Source organism: Ochrobactrum sp. Q0168, from assembly GCF_016427605.1.
Taxonomy (GTDB): Bacteria; Pseudomonadota; Alphaproteobacteria; order Rhizobiales; family Rhizobiaceae; genus Brucella.
Genome location: NZ_JAELXQ010000003.1, coordinates 86,162 through 109,763, shown reverse-complemented (window position 1 = coordinate 109,763; position 23,602 = coordinate 86,162). Strand labels below are relative to the sequence as shown.

The following is a 23,602-nucleotide window of genomic DNA, read 5'->3' as shown; positions in this document are numbered from 1 at the left end:
AAAGACGAAAAAACTTCATAAAAGGGCATTGACGGGCGCAACGCGATATGGTGTATGCGCCACATCGAATGGGCGTATAGCTCAGCGGGAGAGCACTACATTGACATTGTAGGGGTCACAGGTTCAATCCCTGTTACGCCCACCATTCGATCTCCAAGCAAATCAATAGCTTACAGACTAAAGGCATTACACAAAAGTGGTGCTCTTGAGGTTCGCTGAATCTGTCATCGAGCTAGCTGTTGGTGCTTCCATGAGTGATTAAAAGAACGATAGAATCACCCTTCAAAGGCGGAAAGCTCTTTGAGCACTCTTACGATATGAATGATTGCAAGGTGTGGGGATCGTTCGATTATAAGACCGGCACGGCCCAAGCCTGGTTTTGCCGGGAGCACAAGCAGGAAGGCGAAGATGCCTTGGCTGGTCGGCGCAAATGAGCGTTTGCCTCGCTTACGCGAGGCAAATCACTCAACCACCGAAAAATGATGATTTCAATCCGCGAGTCGATCCAGAGCTTAAGCCAGGTTTTTTATTGCCGCTCGCGACAATGGTCGCGGTCGATTTACCGGATTTCACGGTATGCGTGTCTGTGTTTCCATTCGCTGGCACGGATGCGAATGCAGTTCCTGCCATCATGAACGCACCAACGGCTAACAAAGCTATGGTCTTCATCGTTCCTCCTTCACTGGTCTCGCCAGCTGACGCCGAAAATATGATGCGATCATGCGGGCGTAGACGCACAATCCAACGTTTAGAAAACGCTAAATTTCACCTCAAAGAAATACGGCACTTGCCGTATTTCGAAGTGGCTAGACGGAAACGATACGCGTTCTAGATTTTCAGCAACCGTGAGGCACGAGCACGACTCGCAGTCAAAGATTATATTGTTGGCGAGCGATAGCCCCGAGACCTGCCTTATCAAGGTTTGTCAAAGGCGCCAAAAAGGTCACTTGAATCACGCCCGGATCGCGCCCGATTTCGATAGCTCCGTTGATCGTAGCGCGGTTGCGCACTTCCGAAACGGTCATATCAAGCAGTTTCGCCGCTCTTTCCAAGCCATTGAGAATCGCCGCGTTCATGTTGGCAGCAGTGCCGATAACGGAGATCGGTGCTACCTCTTCCACGGCTTTGACACCCCATTGTTGAGCCAACTTCGCGCCGCGCTTCTTTTCTTCCTCCGTGAAGGGCTTTGCCAATGGCGGCAGGTCTTCTAGCAACGGAAACAGCACCGGCCCGTCATTATTATAGCTCTTCAGCACTTCGACCTGAAGGGTAACACTTCCTGCCACATCCATCGTGTGACCCGCGATTTCGCCATCCCCCTGCGCTGCATGCATGTCGCCCATATAGACGCCAGCGCCCGGAACCTTGACTGGGCAAACCAGAACGGCACCCGCACGCACGGCATCAATGTCCATGTGCCCGTCGGTCTTGTGTTTCTGCAATTCCTCCTCGGTCAAGGCATAAGGATGTGGAGCGCCGACAAGGAAAGCGCCAAAATCACCAGCATTGTGAGAATCCGGCATAGCCTTCGAAGGTGTTGTACCCAATTGCCCCAGGAATGGCCGCATGCGCACAATGGCCCCGACGAGATCGGTCGGGGCGTAGTTCAAAACGGAATGTTGCACGGATTGATCGGGCAGCGACGCATAGTGATTGGCATTCTTGGCGATGCGTTCGGCCGCGTCCTTGTTGACGGTCAAGCCAACATCCTGGGCTTCGTCGAACACCACCGTGTAACCGTGCACAATCTCGAATGGCTTGATCGCCGTTCCGCATTTATTGCAGCGTACGGAATCCTGCCCAACACCTTCGATATGTGTTTCTGGCCAAACTTCTTCACAGACAGGGCAGCGCGCCGCGACAAAAGGATCGCCCAGACAATATTTGTTTGACACAGCGTCGTGACCGGAGGCCGTTGCCAATGAGGTTACGGAAATATCACGAATGCGGATCACAACGCCATCGCCAACCTCTGCGCCTTCAATATAGACGGGTTTGGTCACTTCGTGCCCACCGCGAAGACGCGGCGTGATCATCGGGCCCCAGCACCCCGGTGCGGTATTGGCAATGATCGTACCGCCATTCTGCAGCGGCCCCATCATCGGTTCGGACGGGTCCAGGACGCTATTGGTGAAACCGTCGACGACGACGCTCCGCTTCGCAATATATGATGGTGAATCTGCCATAATCGTCTCCCGCTGGTTTGGATTGAAGCCCAATCATAGCTCCAACAGTCCCAACCACAAGGAAAGAACGCCAAGGCCTTTCAGGGCCGTGCATGAAATAGTCCCTCTCCGTCTGCCACGAAGAAACAGGATAAGCGCAGAAACCTCTGTTTGTTCGCGACCGTCACGGGCGTGGCGCAACTTGCGCTCACCTCCCGTTTCAGCCATCACCCCCTCTTCAATGGGCCAGCCGCGACTGCACGCTCCACCCCTCAATAGGAGAGTGTTTTCGTCACCCCGAAGCCGCCTATGGATGAATTTGCCTTCCTTCCAACCGAATGGTCATTCAAATCCAAAATTTCGATCGCAACCTAAAGATGATTTATCTGCGCCCTGGTTGTTCATGAAATAAGTTGTAGCAGCCTTAATTCTGCTATTAACGTTCATCTTTATAAGGATAGATTCTATATGTGACTTCACTGTTCCGGGACTAATATTCAAAATTTTTGCAATTTGCTTATTTGTGCAACCATCCAATACCAGTCTAAGTATCTCTTCTTTTCGATCACTTAACAATCTGGAATTCTTGCGCCTACCCCCTAACGAATTTATTTCATTCGAGTAGCATGTAAATCCAGAATTAATAACGGATATTACATCGTGCAAACCGTCTATCGACGTGCTTCTCTTGATAACCGATTTTATATTATAATCATCAAATCCACTGCCTCGAAAGCAACCGTCATCCCCAACCATCAATATTATTGGCACGCGTGGAAGTGTATTTTTAATCTTATCGAGTGAACTCGACAGAACTGACGGAGAGCCATCACTGGCGATTATCACCGCCGATAATATTAAATTTTCTATGTCTTCCGACCACTCTGAAATTGAATTGCAACCGTAGATGCAATAATTCTTGTCGATACTCTTCAAGCCATGCATTGTCCCTCGTAAATATATATCATGGCTGTCTATAATCAGCAAATTCATTTTATTATCCACTTAAAATAGACCAGTTAATTTATAAAGTATATATAAAAGATAAATATCATTATGTAGCAATTATTTCTAAAATGTACGCGTTATAGATTAAACATTGTTTATTCCATATAGTTTAAATTATATAAAAATATCTCGATTAATTACTTCCCTATTCTAAGGGATATTCAAAAATAGATCGCGCTCGGCGGCCCGTCTGCGCGTTAAACCGGGCATGGCCATTCCACCCGCCTTGTTCCATCGCAAGAATTGTTCCGCTGCTTCTGAATATTTACCTTGGTTGAGGAGCCGAAGCTGTGTCGAGCCTTTCAGATTGGCGAGCCCTAGATTGAATGCGAATGACACGAGAGCATCGAACTGATTTTGGCTTATACGGGCGGTAACATACTGGATGATACCTCCTTCAAATTTCCTCAAATCACTTTGAAGCAAATCCTCTGCCTCCGATTCCGTTAAAGGCCTTTCAAATCGCTCTGAAGGCAGAATTAAATGCCCATAGCCGATAGTCCATTTTCCAACGGCGTCTTTGTATTTCTCGAGTCTTAAACCTTCAAATTCTTTAATCAAATTCAGACCAGGTCGACCTATTCTTCGATGTTGCTCCATAATGATGCCCTCACAACTGACGAATAGGTTGTATGTGGCGTGTGTATTCTTCGATGAGACGCATCACGCTTTCGGGAGGCTCAAATGATCTAAACTCCATCTCGATATCCACGTGGCTGGGGCTGCGCCCATTTTTGTCATGCGCAGTCGGCGAAAGGCTGACGATAAACCGGTTCGTGGTTTCTTCCGTAGAGTTTGTAGAGACATCCATGGGTTCGATGGCTTCTGTACAGACGGTCAAGAATACCTTCATCTTTTCCAGAAGAAGCCCGCGTGGTGTAGACATCGCCACCAAGGGGATTTTGATTTGATGGTCGTTATCCAGCTCGATATCAACAACTTTAGGCTTGAGGCGACCGTCGCCGATGTCTTCAAAGAAAGGCTCCATAGCCTGCAAGTATTGACGTGCGATCAATCGGTTTGCCGCCATCGCTGCGTGCTGCATGCCGAGTGCGATTTCATCTACTGATAATACTGGTCTATTATTTTGCGAAAAATTACATCCACGATCTTTTGAATCTGTATCAGAATTTTCATTTCCGGGCTTTTTATAGAACCAATCTTTTATAGACATAAGAATACCTTCCAGATAAGAAGGTCGCTTAGCGACCTTCTCAACTCGATTATATTTTAAAATTCTTGATATAATTTATATATACATATAGTTATTTCTATTTTTTGTCGCCACCTTGTTCATCGGTTTTGCCGCCACCTTGATCTTTGCTTTTGCCGCCGCCGCTCTTATCAGTGGGCGGGAAATCGCCCGGTTTGGCGTCTTTTAGCTTCACAGGCTTGATGGCAGCGTCTGTGAGGAAATCGATGACTCGCTGCAGCGCTTCCGGTGCAGGCTGACGCTTCACCTGGGTATGAATGCTATACTTCGCTCGCGTATCCGTGGATCGCGTTTGCTCCGATTTGTGCGATACGCGACCCGACATTTTAACGCTGAAGGGCCCCCAACCAATGCTGCCTTCGGCCTGTGCAGAAGCATCTGTCGAGCTTAGGGATTTTTCGGCCTGACTGACTTCCAGCTCAAAATCAATAGTACCCTCTTCAATGCAAATATTGGGGTGAGCAATAACTGCAAGCAGAGGAATACGCATGGTCTTTTTAAGCAGAGATGGAGTACCATCTTTCTCGTCGACCACAGTTTCTTCGTAATCGAACTGAACGGCGTGCGCGACGCCGTCTTTAATACATACCTGTAGTAGAAAGTCTGCATAACTGTGGCTCGCCTGCAGCTGAGCCTTAATCATGGCCTGCAGCGGGCCGCCGATCATATCTTCGACCGGTAGGGCTTGAATGACAGAACCAATAAAACTCGTATCCATTTGTATAATCCTTAATGAAATGAATTAATGTGTTGGTGAGGATCCACGGAAGATACAATAACGAAATCGGTGGATACTAAAATCCGCTCCATAGCCGTGAGCGTCATGGCCCAGTTTCACTGCCATCAGACATATGTGGAACAGCATAATATGTAGTTGTGGGGTCGCGTCAGGTTCGTGATTACGCGTGTGCGTAACAGGAGGAGCAGGGCATTCAACTTCTCTGACCACCACGTTCCAATGAACCTGGGTGTTATTGCCCTTCACTCAAAGGCGAGCCTATACCTTTCACACGCGTTGCCTATCATTTGAGGGTTCGGACAATCGCAGCTTCGGTGGTTCTCCATCCCCAAGACAGTTGATCACAACGTCAATGATCTTGGAGGCAACAAAGTCCGCCTGTATTCTATTTTGAAGTTCAGCGTTTTCTTTGTTCTCTCCCATCTCTTCAGGCGACCATATGGCAACGCCGATCAAGGCATCTGGGTTGAGGCGCCTCAACCTGCGGATAGAGAACCTTCCGCGTGTTGCAGATTCAACATTCAGATAACAAATCACGATAGCCGAGGCCTCGGCGACCGCTTCCCTTTTTAACTGGCTTGGCAACAATCCCGCATGGTCGATGACAGTGGCGCGCGCACCCTGAACAGACAGGACCTGCGCCACCATTTCGGCGGTTATGTCGTCAAGAGCATCATGGCCGCCGATACAAACGATGGTTCTTCCATTTCCAGATGGAAGTTCGACCTTGGCTTTTTCCTTAGTGGTCGCATCGACTGTCACATCTTCGTCATTGTCCAGTTCTTCGTGTGCAATCATGCGAAGATTGGCAACGAGCATGTTCGCGCTGCTGGTAACGTCTTTCAACTGCTTTTCATTCAGCGCCCCGCGCGCCCTGTCCTGCTCGGCAAGAAGAAGCGCGGGAATGGCGACGGCACCATAATATTCGACCAGAAACTTCTCTTCCAGGATTTCTTCCGCGTTATCTGTAGCCTCGATAGGGTCTCCAGCAAGCAGGCGTTGATAGAGCCTCTCCTCGGGGTCAAGGACAGGTTCGTCGCCGAACAGTATCTCGAAGAATTCAAACTGCGGCACGTGCCGGCCTAAGACAACCAGACAAACCGTCAATGGCGTTGATAGTACCAGCCCCACAGGGCCCCATAGCCACGCCCAGAAAATTGCAGATACGATGATTGCAAGAGGCGACAGCCCTGTTCTGGACCCATAAAGCCACGGTTCGATGACGTTGTTGCTGATGAGCTCCACAACGATGAAAAGCGCGATGGTGCAGATGAGCAATGTCCAGCCGGGCGAAACCGCAAAGGCCAGGAATATCGGCATGACGGCTGCAATGACAGGTCCGATATAGGGGACAAATCTCAAGACAATGGCGAGCATGCCCCACAAGAGGGCATTGGGTATACCAAGCAACCACAAGCCGATGCCCAATGGAACACCATAAGCGATGTTGACCATGAGCTGCGTGAGCAGATATTGGCCAACGCGACTACCAGCTTCCTGAAGGGCTTCGGTAGTTCGATGCAAATCGCCATAGCCAACAAGCCGGATGAACCTGTCGCGCAGCTCCTCCCTTTCAAGCAGCATAAACACAACGACCACGATCACGAGACCAGTTGTAGCCAATGGGCTGATCAGCGGCCCTATAATGTTTTCCAGCGTTTCGATTGGGCTGCGACGCGAGAATATCTCGACCAGAACAGGCTTTCTCTGCGGCTCTGGATCGATACCCGGAACCTCCGGCTTTTCTTGCGGACTATTGATCTCGGCTCCCACCCTTTCGGCGAAACGGTTCAAACGGTCGATAATCCCGCCTTCCGTGCCTGCCTTCTTCAGGTTTCGGATCTTTTCAATGATATTGTATTGGTAGGTCGCAATGTTCTGCCCGACCTCCGTGACCTGAAAGGCCAGGATCGCGCTGAAAATTGCGATGATCAGGAAGCCCCCGGCAACGCTGGTGATAATTGCCACCAACCTCGGCAGCCGCAGCCGCCGAAGAAAGGCGACAATCGGCGCAAGCATGAAGGTCAGCAAAATCGCTATGGCCAGCGGCAGGAAAACATCTTTTGCGAAATAGAATACAGCAATAACTCCGGCCATCACGGCCAAAGTCTGCAACCTGGAATTCGCTGCGTTCAACGGCAGATTTCGATTAGGAACCCCACCATAACGGTCCATAGTGCATCCGGCTAATAATTGCTCACCTTATAAATGGAGCTATCCAACTTTTGTTCCCTGAAATGAAAGCGATAAGCGGCATACAATAAAAGCGGCCATCCGGCTGCTTTTATCAGAACTTCGCACCAACCCGCAGGGCAAAGGCGTGATCGCGCGCGCCAGAACCGCCGAAGCCGGTTCGATATTCGAGGCCGGTGGTCCAGGCATTCTCGAAACTGAAATCAAGCGACAGACCGACGTTTCCGCTGTCGCTGCTCTCGCCTTCGATGTCGAGCGCATAAGGAAGCCCGCCAAGCGCGCTGTATCCGATGGCGGCCCGGCTGGAACCCTGAAAATCATGCGCGTATTCTGCCCGCACACCGGGTGTCAAACGGCCCCAGTTGTAGTCGATGGCATAATTGGCACGCAGACCAATCACACCCGTGACAGTGTCCACGGTCTGATCGCCATAGGTCAGCCGGTAGATGCTGTCTCCTCTTTCGGCGTAGCCATCAAGCCAGGATCGCGACATTTCCATCCGGCCATAGGGTGAGACAAGCCATGTCTCCCGACGAAATTCGTAAGCAGCCGTCAAGGACCCGAACAACTGATTGCCGTCACGTTTGCCGTCGGTCAAACTTCCGTCTGTCGTGATGAAACGGGTTGCGTCAAAATCCAGAATGCTGCCGCCGACGAGCGCATCGATAAAGAAATTGTCGATCGGTTTGAAACTGCCATAGACAGCGGCGCTATAGGCATTGGCGCGGCTTTCGGTGCCCTCGTCACCAATATCTGTGCGATCCCGCCCGTATCCGACACCAAAACCCGCCACAAAGCGTTCCGAGAACCGGTAGTCGATGCCGCCGCTTACACCAACAAGCGTATAGTCCAGATCGAGCTTGCCGCTATCACGCTGACCGAAATTCACAAAACCACTGCTCCACAAGGCGAATGGTCCCAGGTCTGGGTCTATAGTCGGCGAAGGCTGCTCCGGCTCTTTCAAGCCGATAGCCTTGCCCGGAAAACTATTGCGCTTTTCGGGGGCATAACCGAGAGGCGAAATCCCTGTCGACGATGCTGACGAAGAGGGATTGGTTGGGTCTTCCGGTTGCGGTGTGGACGAGGGACCGCCCAGTCGCACGCCGAGGCTTGATTTTCTCCGGTCGCCTTCGTCGTGCAATTGCTCAAGCCTGTTTTGGAAATTCCGGGTTTGAACTTGCGCAAAACGTCTCGCGGCACTTGTCTGTGCGTTCAACAAGCCGATTACGTTCGGATCGAGTGTCGGGTCGGGGAAAACCATGGCCGCACGGTTGACCACGACCGTATAGCTGCGACTGGCGCCGCTCGGCGCAGTTACATCAATCGAAACTGTGTTCGACCCGATAGCCAGCCCTATGGGACTGCTTGAACTTCCAGACGCAACGCTGCTTCCTGCAACGCTTACCCGGGCGGAAGGCTCGGAAACGGTTGGCGCGAAGGAAATGCTCTCGACACTATTCTCGACGTTCACAGAATAGCTGAGCGTCTCCTTGTCAAATGCCGGGTCGAGTGATCCGACGCTCGGAACAAGGCTAGCGAGCGTTGCATCCGCCGACACAGCGCGCGTGACATTCACCGTATAGCTGCGTGTTGTTCCATTCTGCGCCGTGACGACAACCACCAGGGTCGTATTGCCGATACCCAATTGCAGTGCGCTGCTTGCGCTACCAGAGGACACGGCTGCTCCATTGACCGTGATGGTTGCTGTCGGGTCAGCCGAAGTGGGGGTCAGTCGTAATGACGCTGTTTCGGTTGGAACCGCCAGCGCGTAAGTCGTCGCGTTCGGCGAAAATGCAGGGTCAAGGCTTCCGGCACTTGGAACAAGCCCCACCAGATCGGCATTGCCGGACTGCGCGCGGATGACATTGACCGTATAGCTCTTCGTGGTGGTTCCATCCTGCGCGGTTACAGTCGTCGTAACCATGTTACTCCCGACCACCAATGGAATTGCCGCGCTGGCGGTCCCATTGGGCGTTGAAACCCCATTTACGACAGCCGTTGCGTTGACATCTGCAAGGGATGGCCTGAACGAAATGTTCTCGACATCGTTTGCGACATTCAACGTGTATGCGTTTGTGTTGGGAGCAAAGGCGGGCGTTAAAGTACCTGTGCTGGGGATGAGACTCTGCAAATCTGCGTTTGACGATCGCAGTATAGATACCATCAATGTTAGAGACGGATTGTTGGGATTTCCATACTTACTTTCGACAACTCCGACTGGCAAGTGCACGCTCAGAGAACCGCTACCCGTTACATGAACGTCAAAAGCATAGACTACATTGTCGCTTGTTACCAAATTGCTAGCGATTGCCGCAACAGTTCCCGTTGGGCTAAGAACAAAATCGTTTAGCGTCAGCCCGGTGACCGCCTCAGAAAATGTCACAGTAAAACGTTGAACAGGATCGGACGGTATCGACGAAGTCGAAATTACCACTGTGGGTCCTGCGGTGCTGACCAACACCCCAGATGTGGCGCCAACATTGTTGAGTGTAAGATCGGCTGGCTGCCCCGCGTTGGTCTCGATTGTCCCGCCGTTCAAAACTATCGCGGGCCCAATGCTAATCCCGTCTGTGTCAATGTCGCCAGGCTGGACAGTATACGAGAAAGTTAGGGTATTGCTGCTTACATTTCCTGATGCAGAAACCGCATTTCTCACGGTTGTGCCTATAACGATTGGTATATACGGAGTTCCTGTTACGGAAAAGAAATCATCAAAATTCACGACGAAGTTCAACTTGTCGCCGGCTTTGTAGTAACCGGGTCTCGGAACGGTTACCGAGGTTACTGTCGGAGTTTGCCCCAATACGGTAATTGTTACTGTATTTGAAGCACTTCCAGTATCGTCCGTTACTCGGTACGTGAATATATCAACACCCGTGAAATTTATTGCTGGTGTATATTGATAATTTCCACTGCCAGAATCCAAAGTAATGGTGCCGTGCAGCGGGGCCGATTCAATCGAATAACTTACGGCTCCGCTTCCAGTCGCCGTAAACATGCCAACGATAGACATATTCATATATATGATGTGTCTTACCGGGTCGACCGTCGGTGCGGACTGAGCAGCCACCGAACTGGATAACAAGGCAAAAAGCCCCAGCAGCATCGCACAAAGATAGCGCCATCCCGACGCGCTAAGCGCCCCTGCGAATGTCCCCAACCGCACAACGTCCCCCTTGCCCCGAACCACTTAGTTTATTTGTCACTAAAATGTATTGGCGACAAGAGAACATTGAATAGACATACAAGAACTTTTAAAAAATACGGCATATGTCGTATTTTACACTATCTTCATAAGACAAATTCTACCCTTGCATGAAAATTCGAATATTACTGCGCGCATGAGTGGAAGGCCGTTGTAACCGAGTCCTGTCACGAACCCTGATCAATCGATCATTATTTTTGACATGACATTGCCCCGCTCCGGGAGTAACTGCTCGCTTGATAAACACGGGTTCGGCGGGTCATTATGTCAACGGGCATGCAGGAAACAAAGCCGCTGGTCGGGATAGCGCTGGCATCGGCTGGCTATGCCTGCTTTGCCTTGCAGGATGCGCTGGTCAAGTGGCTTGTTGCCAGCTACGCAGTCCCGCAAATCCTCTTCATGCGCAGTCTGGTCATTGTGGTGATTACCGGCGCTCTGGTGCGCTATTATCGTCACCCGTCAATCATGCACAGCCCCTATCGCGGCACGCTTGTGCTGCGCGCCGGACTGATGCTGTTGGCATGGCTGCTGTTCTACAATGCAGCCAAGTTCCTTGGCCTTGCTGAACTGACCACGCTCTATTTTTCTGCGCCGATCATGGTCATGTTCCTGTCCATTCTCGTTTTAAAGGAACGCATTGGAACTGGGCGCTGGATCGCCTGTTTTGGCGGTTTTGTCGGAGTGCTTATTGCGGCCAATCCGGGCCATTCGCCCAACCTGATACCTGCCATCATGTGCGTGGTAGCCGGCTTTTGCTGGGCATGGAGCACAATCCTGATCCGGCTCGTCAGCCGCAGCGAGACAACGCTGACACAGATGTTCGCGACCAGCCTGATCTTCGGCATCGCCTGTGCAGTTTCCTTTCCGTGGATATGGCAATGGCCGGACGCGATGGGCTGGGCGCTCATGTTTGGCCTCGGCCTGATCGCAACGCTTGGCCAATATCTTCTTTATGAAGGTTTCCGCCACGCACCCGCATCCGCACTTGCGCCTGTGGAATATACCGGCCTCATTTGGGCCTTTATCTATGGCTATGCCATCTGGGCGGAAATCCCGGCTGCAAACGTCTTCGTGGGCGCCCTGCTGATCGTGGCTTCCAGCTTTGTCCTGGTTGGATGGGAACGCTATGAGATAGCCGTGAAGCGCAAACATGCGCTTTCGCTAGACTGCGAGAATATACAGCCAGAAGGACATGGTGACCGCTGAAAGCACCGTACCGATGAGGATAGCATTGGCCGCCACACCGGAGGCGCGGTTATAATAGGTCGCGAATATATAGATATTCACACCGGCAGGCATGGCGGCCAGCAGCACGCCATAGCGCGCGGTTTCCACTGGCACCTTTAGCACCCAAATCATCAGGATATAGGCTAGCGCTGGATGCACCATCAGTTTGATGATCGATGCAATGAGGGCCTGTTTCCAGTTTTCCGACAGCTTGAACTGGGTCAGCGCGCCGCCGATGCCGAACAGCGAAACCGGCACAACCGACTGCGCCATCATCGAGAAAAACGCATCCGCAGGCTCTATCAGCCGGAGGCCAACGCTTGAACCGATAATGCCGGTGGCAATACCCCAGATGAGCGGGTTGGAGCCAATACGGCGCAGAGCGACAATGATTGTCTTGCTCAAAACCTCACCGTCGCGGCGCACCAACTCCATCGTCATCATGCCGACCGTCAGCAGGGTCGCCCCGTGCAGGCCGATAATGGACAAGGTGACTGGCAGCGCCTGATCGCCATAGGCGCGTGTCATGATCGGCAGGCCGATCAGCACTGTGTTGGTGAATGTGCCGGAGAAACCGACCGACACGCTCTCGCCCGGACGATTTGCATAAACTTTGCGGGCAATGGTAATGCCCAGCACAAAACAGATCAGCGCCGCCGCATAAAACGGCCCGATGATCTTGAAATCGAAGGCCGAACGAAAGTCGCTGGTGGTGATCGAGTAGAACAGCAGACAGGGTGTGGCAAAATTATTCACGAAGGAAATGAGACTGCCGACACCAGAAGCGGGAAAGAACCCCATTTTCACAGCAATAAAACCAAATGCCATGAGCGCGAATATCGGCGTTATAACGTAAATGATATCGATCATTTCAAGACTTCATGGACATTAAACTTTCGCAATTCTCTTTTTATTATCAAAGAATATTATTAGATCAATAAGAGAATGCGAATATCCACGTTCTGAATATCGATAAATTTAAAACAAGCATCCATATAAACTAAATTTTTGCTTCGAACCTGCCTTTATGGCCAGACTCCACCCGCGAAGATCATTAATATTTAACTATATGCGACGCTTTGCATATTTGACCGGGAGCCGCCCCGTCCTGTCAACATAATATAAAGGCTTGCCGGTACTAATATCGCCTCAAGCAGGGGTTGCAGACCTCAAGAGCTATCAGAGGCAAAGGTGGGCGGGTGAAGACGCTTGCGTCGGCGCGCGCACCAAGAGCGGGGAAATGAATCATGAATGAATCCATTCGGGAAATTCTGGCAAAGGTGGGCGGATTGCCCATAGCTGTGACGGAAATCGCAGACGATGCCGATCTCTACACGGCGGGCCTGTCGTCCTTTGCCTCGGTGCAGCTGATGCTGGGCCTTGAAGACAAGTTTGACATCGAATTTCCGGACCAGTTTCTCAATCGCAAATCTTTTGCGAGCATCAGCGCGATTGAACAGACGATCACCACTATCCTCAAGGATAATGAGGCCGCGTAATGAATGCAGGCGGGGGGAATAGTCTTTCCGAGCGTGCGGGTCGCGTAGCAGCCATCGCCGGAAAATTTGCCGATAGCGTCGACAAGGAAGGGCGCTTTCCGCAAGAAGCCATCGATGCGATGAAAGCCGAGCGATTGCTGGGCATTCAGGTGTCACGCGATCTGGGCGGCGAAAGCGCGGAGATCGACCAGATTGCGGAACTCTGCTGCATTCTGGGGCAATCCTGCGCTGCAAGCGCGATGATCTTCGCCATGCATCACATCAAGCTGTCCAGCCTTGTGGAGCATGGGCAATCTGTCGATTGGCATCGCAATTTCATGCGTAACGTCTCGGACGAGCAGTTGCTGCTCGCCTCGGCGACCACGGAAGGCGGCATTGGCGGCGATCTGCGCAATTCCATATGCGCGATCGAAATCGACGGCGACACCTGCCGTCTGGAAAAGAATGCCACGGTTATTTCCTATGGCGTTTATGCCGATGCCATCCTGATCACCTCGCGCTCCCACAAGGATGCGGCCTCGTCCGATCAGGTCATGACCGTTTTCCGGAAAGACCAGTACACGCTGGAAAAGACCAATGAATGGGACACGCTTGGCATGCGTGGCACCTGTTCGGAAGGCTTTGTGTTCCGGGGCGAAGCGGACAAGGTGCAGATCCTGCCGCATCCATTTGCCGAGATTGCCGCGCAATCCATGCTGGCCCAGTCGCACACATTGTGGAGTTCGCTCTGGTACGGCATCGCCGTCGATGCGGTGAACCGCGCACAAGCTTTCGTGCGTGCCGCGGCGCGTCGCAATCCGGGCGCACCGCAGCCGGGCGCTTTGCGCGTCGCGGAGGCCTCCAACATGCTGCAAATGTTGAAATCGGAAATCGTCGCCTGCCTCAAGACCTATAAGGACGCGAAGCACGACGCCGACAAGCTTGCCTCCATGGGCTTTGCCATCGCGATGAACAATCTGAAGATTGCCGCATCGCAGACCATTCTGCAGGTCATCAACCACGCCATGCTAGTGTGCGGCATTATGGGCTACAAGAACGGCACGCCCTACAGCCTTGGCCGCCATTTGCGCGATGCGCATTCGGCCCAGTTGATGATTTCCAACGAGCGCATCCTCGGCAACACGGCGACCATGCTGCTCATTCACAAACAGAACACAAGCCTCTTGGGATAACGCCATGGACGCGCAAAGATCTTTTCTCAACCGGCTTTTCGATGCCGGACTGCTGATCGAAACCGGCGTGGACGGCCTTTACGGGCGCTCCGGCCAGTTTGAAGATGTCATCGTGGCTTTTGAGCGCCTCATTGACCGCACTGGCGGCGGTGATGGCGCGGAAGCAATCCGCTTTCCACCCGGCCTCAATCGCGCTTACTTTGAAAAAAGCGGCTATATGAAGAGCTTCCCACAGCTGGCCGGCACGGTGCACAGTTTTTGCGGCTGCGAGCTCGACCATATCAACCTCATCAAATGCATGGATGAAGGGCAAGACTGGACGCTGGAGCAGAAGGCAACCGATATCGTCCTGACGCCCGCCGCCTGCTATCCGCTCTATCCGACGATTGCCAAGCGCGGTCCGCTGCCGCAGGGCGGCGGCCTCTATGACCTGCAATCCTATTGCTTCCGCCATGAACCATCGGTGGACCCTGCCCGTCAGCAGCTGTTCCGCATGCGCGAATATGTGCGTATGGGCACCGAAGCCGATGTGATGGAATTCCGTCAGCTCTGGATCGAGCGCGGTACGGACATGATGAAGAAAGTCGGCCTGCCGGTTGAAATCGACGTGGCGAATGATCCTTTCTTCGGACGCGCGGGCCGTTTGCTGGTCAACAACCAGCGCGACCAGAACCTGAAATTCGAACTGCTGATCCCGATCACCAGCACCGAAAAGCCGACCGCCTGCATGAGCTTCAACTATCATCAGGACCAGTTCGGCGTGAAATGGGGCCTGTCGCAGCACGACGGTGAAGTTGCGCATACGGCTTGCGTCGGCTTCGGACTGGAGCGCATCGCCCTGGCGCTGTTCCATCATCACGGTCTCGACGTCAAAGCTTGGCCGGAGAGCGTGCGCAACGAATTGTGGGGTTAAAGCATAATCCGACCGGAGTGAAACGAGGATCGATTAAGGTTATGCAGGCAGTTTTTCCGCATATCTCGCCAGAAACCTACGCGCCGCATGCGCTGCATGCGCAGACACGCATCTGGCCTGAAACCAATTGCTATGTCGATCTCTGGATCGAAGTGCTGGCGTCGCTTCGGGTCGCCCCCGAAGCCATGCTGGGCTTTACGCTGACGCAGGATTTCGAGGGCGACCAGTTCACCTTCTTCAAGGTGCCGCTGGAAGACCTCGAAGCGCTCTATGGCGTGCGGGCGACGGAACTTGCGATCTTCGACAGTGTGGAAGGCCATATCGCGGAGCAGATTGCGCGCGGGCGGCTCTGCATGGTGGAGATGGACAGCTATTTCATGCCTGATACGCATGGCGTCAGCTATCGCACCGAGCATGGCAAGACCACCATCGCGATCAACCGCATGGATGTTGCGAACCGCTCGCTCGATTATTTCCATAATGGCGGTTTCTACCATCTGGAGGGGGATGATTTCGACGGTGTCTTCCAGCGTCATCTGACGGAATCCGACCTGCCCTTCCTGCCCTATACGGAATTTGCCAAATTCCCGAAGGATGTGCCCGGTGAAGCGCATCAGCGGCGCGTGGCGGAAATTCTGCTGCCGCGCCACTTTGCGCGCAGACCCAAGGACAATCCGATCCGCGCCTTCGCCGCTGTGTTTCCGGCACAGGTGGAAGCCATTGCGGAGCGTCCCTTCGGCTTCTTCCACAAATATGCGTTCAATACGCTGCGCCAGCTTGGCGCGAATTTCGAACTGGCCGCAAGCCATCTGCAATGGCTGGGTGAAGGCAGGCACTTTGCTTCGGCGAGCGCCGATGCGATCCAGATCGCCGAAACCGCCAAGGCCGTGCAGTTCCAGCTTGCCCGTGCCGTGATGCGCAAGAAGTTCGATACGCTGGCAAATGCACTGCTACCTGCTGCCGATGCATGGGATCGCATGACCGGAGCGCTTGCAACAGAACTTGGTCGCGATGCTGCCTGAACAAGCCGCATCAAGCCGCATGCTTGCTGAGGGCTGGCGGCTTTTCCTGACCGCAGCCAACGAGGCCGCAACGCCCGCTGACGTACCGCGCAACGGGGGCCATCTCGATGCGCCCGTTCCGGGCACGGTGGCGGAAGCACTTGAAAAGGCCGGGCAATTCAATCGCGCTTCGCCGACACCGCTGCACGATCAGGATGCGTGGTATTTCCTCGACTTGTCTGAGCCGCCCGGTGAGGCGGTGCTGCATTTTGCGGGTCTTGCTTCGATCTGCGAAATCTATCTGAACGGCGTTTTGGTTCACACTAGCGACAGCATGTTCCTCGCCCACGACCTGCCAGTCACGCTGACGGGTTCGGACGAACTGGCGCTTTGTTTCCGCGCTCTTGCCCCCCGGCTGGAACAAAAGGGACCGCGCGCGCGCTGGCGCACGCAATTGATGAACACGCAAGGCTTGCGCCTGATCCGCACGACTGCGTTCGGCCACATGCCGGGCTGGTGCCCGGAAGTTCATGCCGTCGGCCCATGGCGTCCGGTGACGATCAGCCGACCTGATGCAGAAGCCGTCAGCCATATTTCCATCCAATCCACGCTTCGTGAAAGCGGCGACGGAGAACTTACTGTCAGTTTTACCTATGACGGTAGGGCCCAACATCTGACCCTGCATTGCGCGGGTGCGCAGGTCGCCTGCGAAAGAGACGCCGATGGTCACTGGCAGGCAAAACTGACCATCCCCGCCGTGGAGCCATGGTGGCCGCATACTCATGGCACGCCAACACTCCACGATGTGGAATTGTCGCGCGATGGCGAAATGCAGCGGCTTGGCCGCACCGGCTTTCGACGCATCGGCGTTGATCGCGGCGCGGACGGAAAATACTTCGCGCTGGTGATCAATGGCGAGAAAGTCTTTTGTCGCGGCGCTGTCTGGAGTTCCGCCGACATCGTTCGCCTGCCAGGCGCACGCGCGGACTATCAACCGTGGTTACAGCTCGCGCAGGATGCGGGCATGAACATGCTGCGCATCAGCGGCATTACGGCTTATGAGACGCCGGACTTTTATGCCCTTTGCGATGAACTCGGCATCATGGTCTGGCAGGACTTCATGTTCGCCAATTTCGACTATCCGGTGAAAGACGAAGGCTTTGTCGCGAAAGTGCGCACGGAAGCCAAACAACTCCTTGCCGCCGTTCGCCATGCACCTTCGCTGACTGTGTTATGCGGCGGCAGCGAAATTTACCAGCAGGGCGCCATGATGGGCCTGCCCGCGACAATCTGGAAAGGCGCGCTGACCGAAGAAATTCTGCCTGGCGTCGTGCGCGAGTTCTGCCCCGAGATTCCCTATGTGCCAAACTCGCCTTGCGATGGGGCGCTGCCCTTCATCAGCAATGAAGGCGTCAGCCATTATTATGGCGTCAGCGCCTATTGCAGACCGCTGGACGATGCGCGCCGCGCCGAAGTGCGCTTTGCGACCGAAAGTCTGGCTTTCTCCAATGTTCCAGAAGCGCGCACGCTCAAGGCGCATCTCGACGTGCCCGCCGTCCATGATTCGCGCTGGAAAGCGCGTGTTCCGCGTGATCGCGGCGTCTCGTGGGATTTCGAAGACGTGCGCGATGCCTATCTGGAAATGCTCTATGGCTACGACCCTGCCCGCTTGCGGCGGGAGGACATGGAGCAATATCTCCATCTTTCCCGCGCTGTTACGGCGGAAGTGATGGAGGCGACCTTTGCCGAATGGCGGCGACCGGCAAGCACTTGTTTCGGCGCTCTGGTCTGGATGTTTCAGGATGTGTTGCCGGGTGCAGGCTGGGGCTTGGTCGATGCGACTTGCGAACCGAAACCCGCATGGCATGGGCTGAAACGCGCTTTTCGCCCGGTACAGGTTGGCCTGACCGACGAAGGCGTCAACGGGCTTGCCATTCACGTGCTCAATGAACAAGCCCGTGCCGCCGAGCTGACACTGGAACTCACCTGCCTGCGCGCCGGGGCGCAAGCCGTCGTGAGCGGTCGGCGCGATCTTTCCCTGTCGCCGCGTTCCGGCGTCACCATACCAGCGACCGAATTGTTCGGTGCATTTTTCGACACCACATACACCTACCGCTTCGGCCCTCCGGCCCATGACGCGACGGTTGCCCGATTAAAACGCGGCGAAGCCACGATTGCCGAGGCCTTTCATTTTCCGCAGGGACGCACCAAGGCCTTTCACGACGCCACAATTGAATGCAGTGTCGTGGAAGAGAACGGCAACTGGTTCGTTGATCTGAGCACATCCGTGCTGGCGCAATCGGTCAGCATCGACGCGGAAGGCTGGCGGGCGACGGAAAACTGGTTCCATCTCGCTCCCGGCGAGACGAAGCGTGTCGCGCTTCTCCCCCGCCAAGGTTTCGAAGGCAGACCATCCGGCGAAATTCGCATTGCCGGATCGGCGCGCACCGTCTGGTTCTAAGGCGTTTTCAAAGCCAGCGAGCGGATAGCGTCGATATAGATCCTGCGCGCATGTTCCGGCGTCAGATTGTGATCGGCGTCCGGAATGACCGCGACTTTCACATTGTCAAAGCCCTGTACCTTGTCGCCTGCCTGATCAAAATAGTAATTGAAATGCTCGCGACCGCTGTCCTTCTCGGCATAGACCAGCGTCAGCGGCACCTGCCGCAGCTTCAATTCGTCGAAAGCGGAATAGATCGCCCTGCCTTCAACCGTGCGACTGCGCAAAAGCTTGCGCGCCAGCCCAAGCACCCGTCCGCCGACACCCCGCGCAAGGTTGCGCAGGATAGCGCGAATATCGAGTTCTCCACGGAACAGACGCTTGAACGTATCGAGACGCATGGCGCGGCTGCCGTAATCTTCCAGCGTCCGGTTGCCCTCCCGCACGACATCTTCAACCAAAAGCTCCGGCGACCAATAGAATGTCACCGGATTGACCAGCACGGCACCTGATACCCGCTCATCCAGCACTGCGCAATGCAGCCCGAGGAAAGCGCCGCTGCAACGCCCGGCCAACACCGGACGCCCCAGCCCGATTCCGTCCAGATAATCGAGCGCGTCAGCGACATCGGCCTCCGGCCCATGGGAATAGAGCACCTGCTCCGGCATGCCCGGATTGGGCGGGCTGTCGCCAGCATTGGCGATATCGAAGCGCAGCGACGGCACACCGTCCCGCGCCAATCTGCGCGCCATATCGACGGTGGTTCGCCCCCATCCTACGCGCCGATCATAAGAGGACGACAGAAACAGCACCGTCTGTCCCTTTCTTTCGCCTAAGGGTTTGCACAGCACACCCGACAGACGATTGTTGGGGCCGAAGGCCAGTGGCGTTTCGACAAAGCCGTCGTCCGCAATCTGCCCGCCGAGGCTGGTTTCATCGGCACTGTTTCGGGCGGGCCTGGAACCCGCAAGCGCCACTGCCCAATCGACCAGTCGATCCGCGACATTCAACGGCAGGTGCGAAATAACCGGGTTGGAAATCAGCTTGTCGTAATCGGTGAAGGCTTCAACCGTGACTGCCACGCCGAGCTTTTCAAGATGCCCGGCCAGTTCCGCGTCGTTCGGGCGGTCAGCCCTTGCAAGCAGAAGGCACGTGTCCGCAGGCTTTTCAGCCAACGACAGGAGATTGATCTTCTTCACTTCAGTCGCAATTTCCGGCGTCATCGTCAGGGATGCGATGGAAACGGCCCCCTTGATCCGCTGCGCGTCGGGAAGGCCAAGATCGGCATCCACCATGCTCGACCACACCGCGAGTTCGCGGGTGTAAAACCGACCGGAAATCACCGATGCCAGCAGCGCCATCGCTTCCAGACCTTCGATACGCGGTCCGGTTTCAGCGGCAACCGCCGCACCAAGGCTCTGCCCGATGACCACCACGCGGCTTGCGCCCGACAAAAGCCGCGCCTTGTCGGCTGCTTCGATCAGCGTCTTTCGCCAGAGTTCCAGGCCGGAAGAAAAGTCGATGCCGTCGCGCCCGTCGCCGGTCCCCGGCCAGTCAAAGCGTAGAGATGCGATACCGCGGCTCGACAGCCTGTCGGCAATGATCCGCCAGAACTTCCGCGTGGTGCAGAGTTCTTCCAGCCCCCAGGGGCTTGCAAACACGACAACCAAATCGAGACAGGGGGCGGCAGCGCGCTGAAACAGCCCCAGAGTGTCGGAAAAGACAATCGGGCTGGCCGCCGCCATACCCTCCAAAGGCTTGGAAGATGGTATCGTTTCCATGCCGTCGCCCATGCCCGATATCCCCACTATATCAATGATGCCTGCAATATCGGAATTTGAGCGCAGAACCAAGAGGCTGTCACATTTGTCAGTTTCGTATAACATTCTTGTGAAAATTGTCTTGCGATCACAATCTTGATATTCGCGTTAACCGCTAATCAGGAAATACTATGCAACCAAGGGCTACTGAGATTGGGGCTGGGTCCGGCTGGGGTCAAGATGTGTTACGCGATCATGATTTGCCGCCATACGTTGATAAGGCGAGAGCATATCGGCTGCTCTATCCCCGTTCAGTTTCTGCATTTGTAATGACCGACCTTGCACAGCCAGGTTTCTCTGAGGGATCGTAATTGACCGACTGGAGGCCAAGCCAATCACTTTGGGCAGTCCAGTGCCCTGACCAACAGGCTATCGGGGCCATTTCATTCCATGATGACAGTCCTCAATTCCATTGCCACGCAGCACGACGCGTGGTTGACAACGTTGGCAGCGCTGATCTGCCTCGTGGGTTCCGCGATCACGCTCAATCTCGTCTGCAAGGCCGCCCTATGTCATGGCATGGCGCGCTATGGTTGGCATTTTCTGGTGGCAATCGCATCCGGCTCGACGGTCTGGTGCGCGAATTTCGTCGCCATGCTGGCCTACGAGCCGAGCGCGCCGCTGGTCCTGCTGCCCGACCTGACCATCCTGTCGCTGGTGATCGCCGTTGTTGGCACCGGGATCGGCTTTGTGGTCATGACTGGCGGCTTTCCGCGCTTCGCCCCCGTCATCGGCGGCGCCATGGTTGGCGCTTCGATTGCCGCCATGCACTATATCGGCATGCTGGCTTATCGGGTCGACGGGCTGATCGAATGGAACCTGCATTACTTCTATGCCTCCATCGCGCTTGCCATCCTGTTTGGGTCGCTCTCCGGCCAGGTTTTGATGCGTCTGCGCCATCCGATCTCATACCGTCTGGCGGTTCTGGCGTTTGCCACTGCCGTCGTCAGCATACATGTCACGAGTATGGCCGCGCTGACCATGACGCCGGCGGTGACAAGCTATTCTGCGAGAGTTCAGTCCGCATGACCGAACATCTGGAAAGCGGCAACAGTGAAGGCGCGGGGCGCTATTACCGCGGCGTGCGAATCTGCCTATAATCGCCCCATGCCCATTCGACACTTAAGCGAAACCATCATCAACCAGATCGCGGCAGGCGAGGTTATTGAGCGCCCCGCCAGCGTGATCAAGGAACTGCTCGAGAATGCCATCGACGCTGGCGCAACCCGCATCGAGGTTGTGACCGGCGGCGGCGGCAAGACGCTGCTGCGCGTGACCGACAACGGCTCCGGCATTCCCGTCGACGAGCTGCCGCTTGCGGTTTCCCGCCATTGCACGTCCAAACTTTCCGATGATGTGCACGATATTCGCGCACTCGGCTTTCGCGGCGAGGCCCTGCCCTCCATCGGCTCGGTCGCGAAGCTGACTCTGAAATCGCGTCCGCAGGACGCGGATGCTGGTTTTGAGGTTTCTGTTTCCGGCGGGCATCTCGAAGGCCCGCGCCCCGCCGCACTCAATCGCGGCACGATTGCCGAAGTGCGCGATCTCTTTTACGCAACGCCTGCCCGCCTCAAATTCATGAAGACGGACGGGGCCGAAGCTTCCGCCATTACAGATGTGCTGAAGCGCATCGCCATCGCCTTCCCGCATGTGCGCTTTTCACTGGCGGGCACCGACCGTTCGCCCTTGGAAATGCCCGCGACCGGCACCGGCGCAGACGCAACGCTGGAGCGGATCGGGCAGGTTCTGGGTCAGGATTTCGGCGAAAACGCGCTTTCCATCGATGCCGAGCGTGACGGCGTGCGGCTTGCAGGATTTGTCGGCATCCCCTCCTATAATCGCGGCAATGCGCAACACCAGTTCGCTTATGTGAACGGTCGCCCGGTGCGCGACAAACAGATTTTCGGCGCGCTGCGCGGGGCCTATGCCGATGTCATTGCCCGTGACCGCCATCCGGTCGCCGTGCTGTTTCTGACGCTGGATCCCGCACTTGTCGATGTGAATGTGCACCCGGCCAAGGCCGATGTGCGTTTCCGCGATCCCGGTCTGGTGCGGGGTCTCATCGTCGGCGCGATCAAGCAGGCGCTGGCGCAATCCGGCATCCGTCCGGCAACCAGCGGCGCGGAAGCCATGTTACAGGCTTTTCGCGCAGAAGGTTTCCAGTCGCAGCCTTCACCGGCCGCGCGCACTGCCTCCAGCAGCTATGCCTCCACCAGCTGGCGGATTGATAGGCCAACACCTCGAAGCGAATGGTCGCCGCAGACCGCGCATCCAGCGCATAGGCCGCTCGATTTCGGCGGCGCGTCCGCGTTTCACGAAAGCGAGCAGGCAACCATCGACGTCGTAAATATACCGACAGCCGATGCGCGCGCGACCATGAGCGAAGCCCCGGTCGAGTTGCAGCAAAAGCCGCTGGGTGCGGCCCGCGCGCAGATCCACGCCAATTATATCGTCTCGCAAACCGAGGACAGCCTCATCATCGTAGACCAGCACGCAGCGCATGAACGGCTCGTCTATGAGGCACTCAAAAACGCGCTGCATTCCCGTCCGATCCCCGGACAGATGCTGCTGATCCCGGAAGTGGTCGATCTGCCCGAGGAAGACGCCGAGCGGCTGGCAAGCCATGCCGAAACGCTGGCAAGGTTCGGGCTGGGGGTGGAGCAGTTCGGGCCGGGCGCCATCGCCGTGCGCGAGACGCCGGCCATGCTGGGCGAAATGAACGTGCAACAACTGATCCGCGATCTGGCCGACGAGATTGCCGAGCATGAAACCTCCGACGGGTTGAAAGCCATGCTCAACCACGTCGCGGCCACCATGGCCTGCCATGGATCGGTGCGTTCCGGGCGCCGTCTCAAGCCGGAAGAAATGAACGCCTTGCTGCGCGAAATGGAAGCAACGCCTGGTTCCGGCACGTGCAATCACGGACGCCCGACCTATATCGAGCTGAAGCTGAGCGATATCGAGCGGCTTTTTGGCAGACGCTGACAGAACATACATTCGCCTGTCG

Annotated in this window: 18 protein-coding genes and 1 tRNA gene; 9 read left to right on the top strand and 10 right to left on the bottom strand. The window is 55.1% G+C overall.

Annotation, left to right across the window (positions count from 1 at the left end; genetic code table 11):
• Window positions 1-70: 70 nt before the first annotated feature.
• Window positions 71-145: transfer RNA gene (locus JAU75_RS08625), tRNA-Val, on the top strand.
• 320 nt (window positions 146-465) lie between these two features.
• Here the strand turns inward: JAU75_RS08625 and JAU75_RS08620 are convergent.
• The 8 genes from JAU75_RS08620 to JAU75_RS08585 form a co-directional block, all read right to left on the bottom strand.
• Entirely contained in the window at window positions 466-669 is a 204-nt protein-coding gene (locus tag JAU75_RS08620) for a hypothetical protein (RefSeq protein WP_199056115.1), read from the bottom strand.
• Window positions 670-869: 200 nt separating this feature from the next.
• Complete coding sequence (locus tag JAU75_RS08615; protein WP_199056114.1) at window positions 870-2,186, bottom strand: acetamidase/formamidase family protein; 1,317 nt, start codon at window positions 2,184-2,186, stop codon at window positions 870-872.
• A gap of 321 nt (window positions 2,187-2,507) precedes the next feature.
• Entirely contained in the window at window positions 2,508-3,158 is a 651-nt protein-coding gene (locus JAU75_RS08610) for a response regulator transcription factor (RefSeq protein ID WP_199056113.1), read from the bottom strand.
• A 165-nt stretch (window positions 3,159-3,323) separates the two neighbouring features.
• On the bottom strand, window positions 3,324-3,773 hold the full coding sequence (locus JAU75_RS08605) for a lysozyme (protein ID WP_199056112.1): 450 nt from the start codon (window positions 3,771-3,773) through the stop codon (window positions 3,324-3,326).
• Between the two features lie 10 nt (window positions 3,774-3,783).
• Window positions 3,784-4,347 (bottom strand): DUF2589 domain-containing protein, encoded by a 564-nt coding sequence (locus tag JAU75_RS08600; protein WP_199056111.1) that lies wholly within the window; start codon window positions 4,345-4,347, stop codon window positions 3,784-3,786.
• 97 nt (window positions 4,348-4,444) lie between these two features.
• Window positions 4,445-5,104 carry a DUF2589 domain-containing protein gene (locus JAU75_RS08595; protein WP_199056110.1) on the bottom strand — a complete coding sequence of 220 codons (660 nt, stop codon included), beginning with the start codon at window positions 5,102-5,104 and terminating at the stop codon, window positions 4,445-4,447.
• 288 nt (window positions 5,105-5,392) lie between these two features.
• Entirely contained in the window at window positions 5,393-7,300 is a 1,908-nt protein-coding gene (locus tag JAU75_RS08590; protein ID WP_199056109.1) for an AI-2E family transporter, read from the bottom strand.
• Between the two features lie 112 nt (window positions 7,301-7,412).
• Entirely contained in the window at window positions 7,413-10,316 is a 2,904-nt protein-coding gene (locus tag JAU75_RS08585; protein WP_371836140.1) for a cadherin-like beta sandwich domain-containing protein, read from the bottom strand.
• Between the two features lie 471 nt (window positions 10,317-10,787).
• Here JAU75_RS08585 and JAU75_RS08580 point away from each other — a divergent pair, with 471 nt between their 5' ends.
• Entirely contained in the window at window positions 10,788-11,729 is a 942-nt protein-coding gene (locus JAU75_RS08580) for a DMT family transporter (RefSeq protein WP_199056107.1), read from the top strand.
• On the opposite strand, the gene JAU75_RS08575 is transcribed toward JAU75_RS08580, so the two are convergent.
• Window positions 11,685-12,620: an AEC family transporter gene (locus tag JAU75_RS08575; RefSeq protein ID WP_199056106.1), complete on the bottom strand. Its 936-nt coding sequence runs from the start codon at window positions 12,618-12,620 to the stop codon at window positions 11,685-11,687. The genes JAU75_RS08580 and JAU75_RS08575 overlap by 45 nt on opposite strands.
• Before the next feature lie 377 nt (window positions 12,621-12,997).
• Here JAU75_RS08575 and JAU75_RS08570 point away from each other — a divergent pair, with 377 nt between their 5' ends.
• Genes JAU75_RS08570 through JAU75_RS08550 form a run of 5 tightly spaced genes read left to right on the top strand, consistent with a single transcriptional unit; the run spans window position 12,998 to window position 18,796 of the window.
• A complete protein-coding gene (locus JAU75_RS08570; RefSeq protein WP_199056105.1) occupies window positions 12,998-13,249 on the top strand; it encodes an acyl carrier protein in 252 nt (83 codons plus the stop codon).
• The gene (locus tag JAU75_RS08565; RefSeq protein ID WP_199056104.1) at window positions 13,249-14,421 is read left to right on the top strand and encodes an acyl-CoA dehydrogenase family protein; all 1,173 of its coding nucleotides are present in this window, start codon (window positions 13,249-13,251) and stop codon (window positions 14,419-14,421) included. The genes JAU75_RS08570 and JAU75_RS08565 overlap by 1 nt, the downstream gene beginning before the upstream one ends.
• A gap of 4 nt (window positions 14,422-14,425) precedes the next feature.
• Complete coding sequence (locus tag JAU75_RS08560; protein WP_199056103.1) at window positions 14,426-15,334, top strand: amino acid--[acyl-carrier-protein] ligase; 909 nt, start codon at window positions 14,426-14,428, stop codon at window positions 15,332-15,334.
• Between the two features lie 41 nt (window positions 15,335-15,375).
• Entirely contained in the window at window positions 15,376-16,356 is a 981-nt protein-coding gene (locus JAU75_RS08555) for a DUF1839 family protein (RefSeq protein WP_199056102.1), read from the top strand.
• Entirely contained in the window at window positions 16,346-18,796 is a 2,451-nt protein-coding gene (locus JAU75_RS08550) for a glycoside hydrolase family 2 protein (protein WP_199056309.1), read from the top strand. The genes JAU75_RS08555 and JAU75_RS08550 overlap by 11 nt, the downstream gene beginning before the upstream one ends.
• On the opposite strand, the gene JAU75_RS08545 is transcribed toward JAU75_RS08550, so the two are convergent.
• Window positions 18,793-20,568 (bottom strand): alpha/beta fold hydrolase, encoded by a 1,776-nt coding sequence (locus JAU75_RS08545; RefSeq protein ID WP_199056101.1) that lies wholly within the window; start codon window positions 20,566-20,568, stop codon window positions 18,793-18,795. The genes JAU75_RS08550 and JAU75_RS08545 overlap by 4 nt on opposite strands.
• Window positions 20,569-20,985: 417 nt before the next feature.
• On the opposite strand from JAU75_RS08545, the gene JAU75_RS08540 reads away from it, so the two are divergent.
• Window positions 20,986-21,624, top strand: a complete 639-nt coding sequence (locus JAU75_RS08540) for an MHYT domain-containing protein (RefSeq protein ID WP_199056100.1) — start codon at window positions 20,986-20,988, stop codon at window positions 21,622-21,624.
• 78 nt (window positions 21,625-21,702) lie between these two features.
• Window positions 21,703-23,580, top strand: coding sequence for a DNA mismatch repair endonuclease MutL (gene mutL, locus JAU75_RS08535; RefSeq protein WP_199056099.1), 1,878 nt, complete (start codon window positions 21,703-21,705; stop codon window positions 23,578-23,580).
• Window positions 23,581-23,602: the final 22 nt, after the last annotated feature.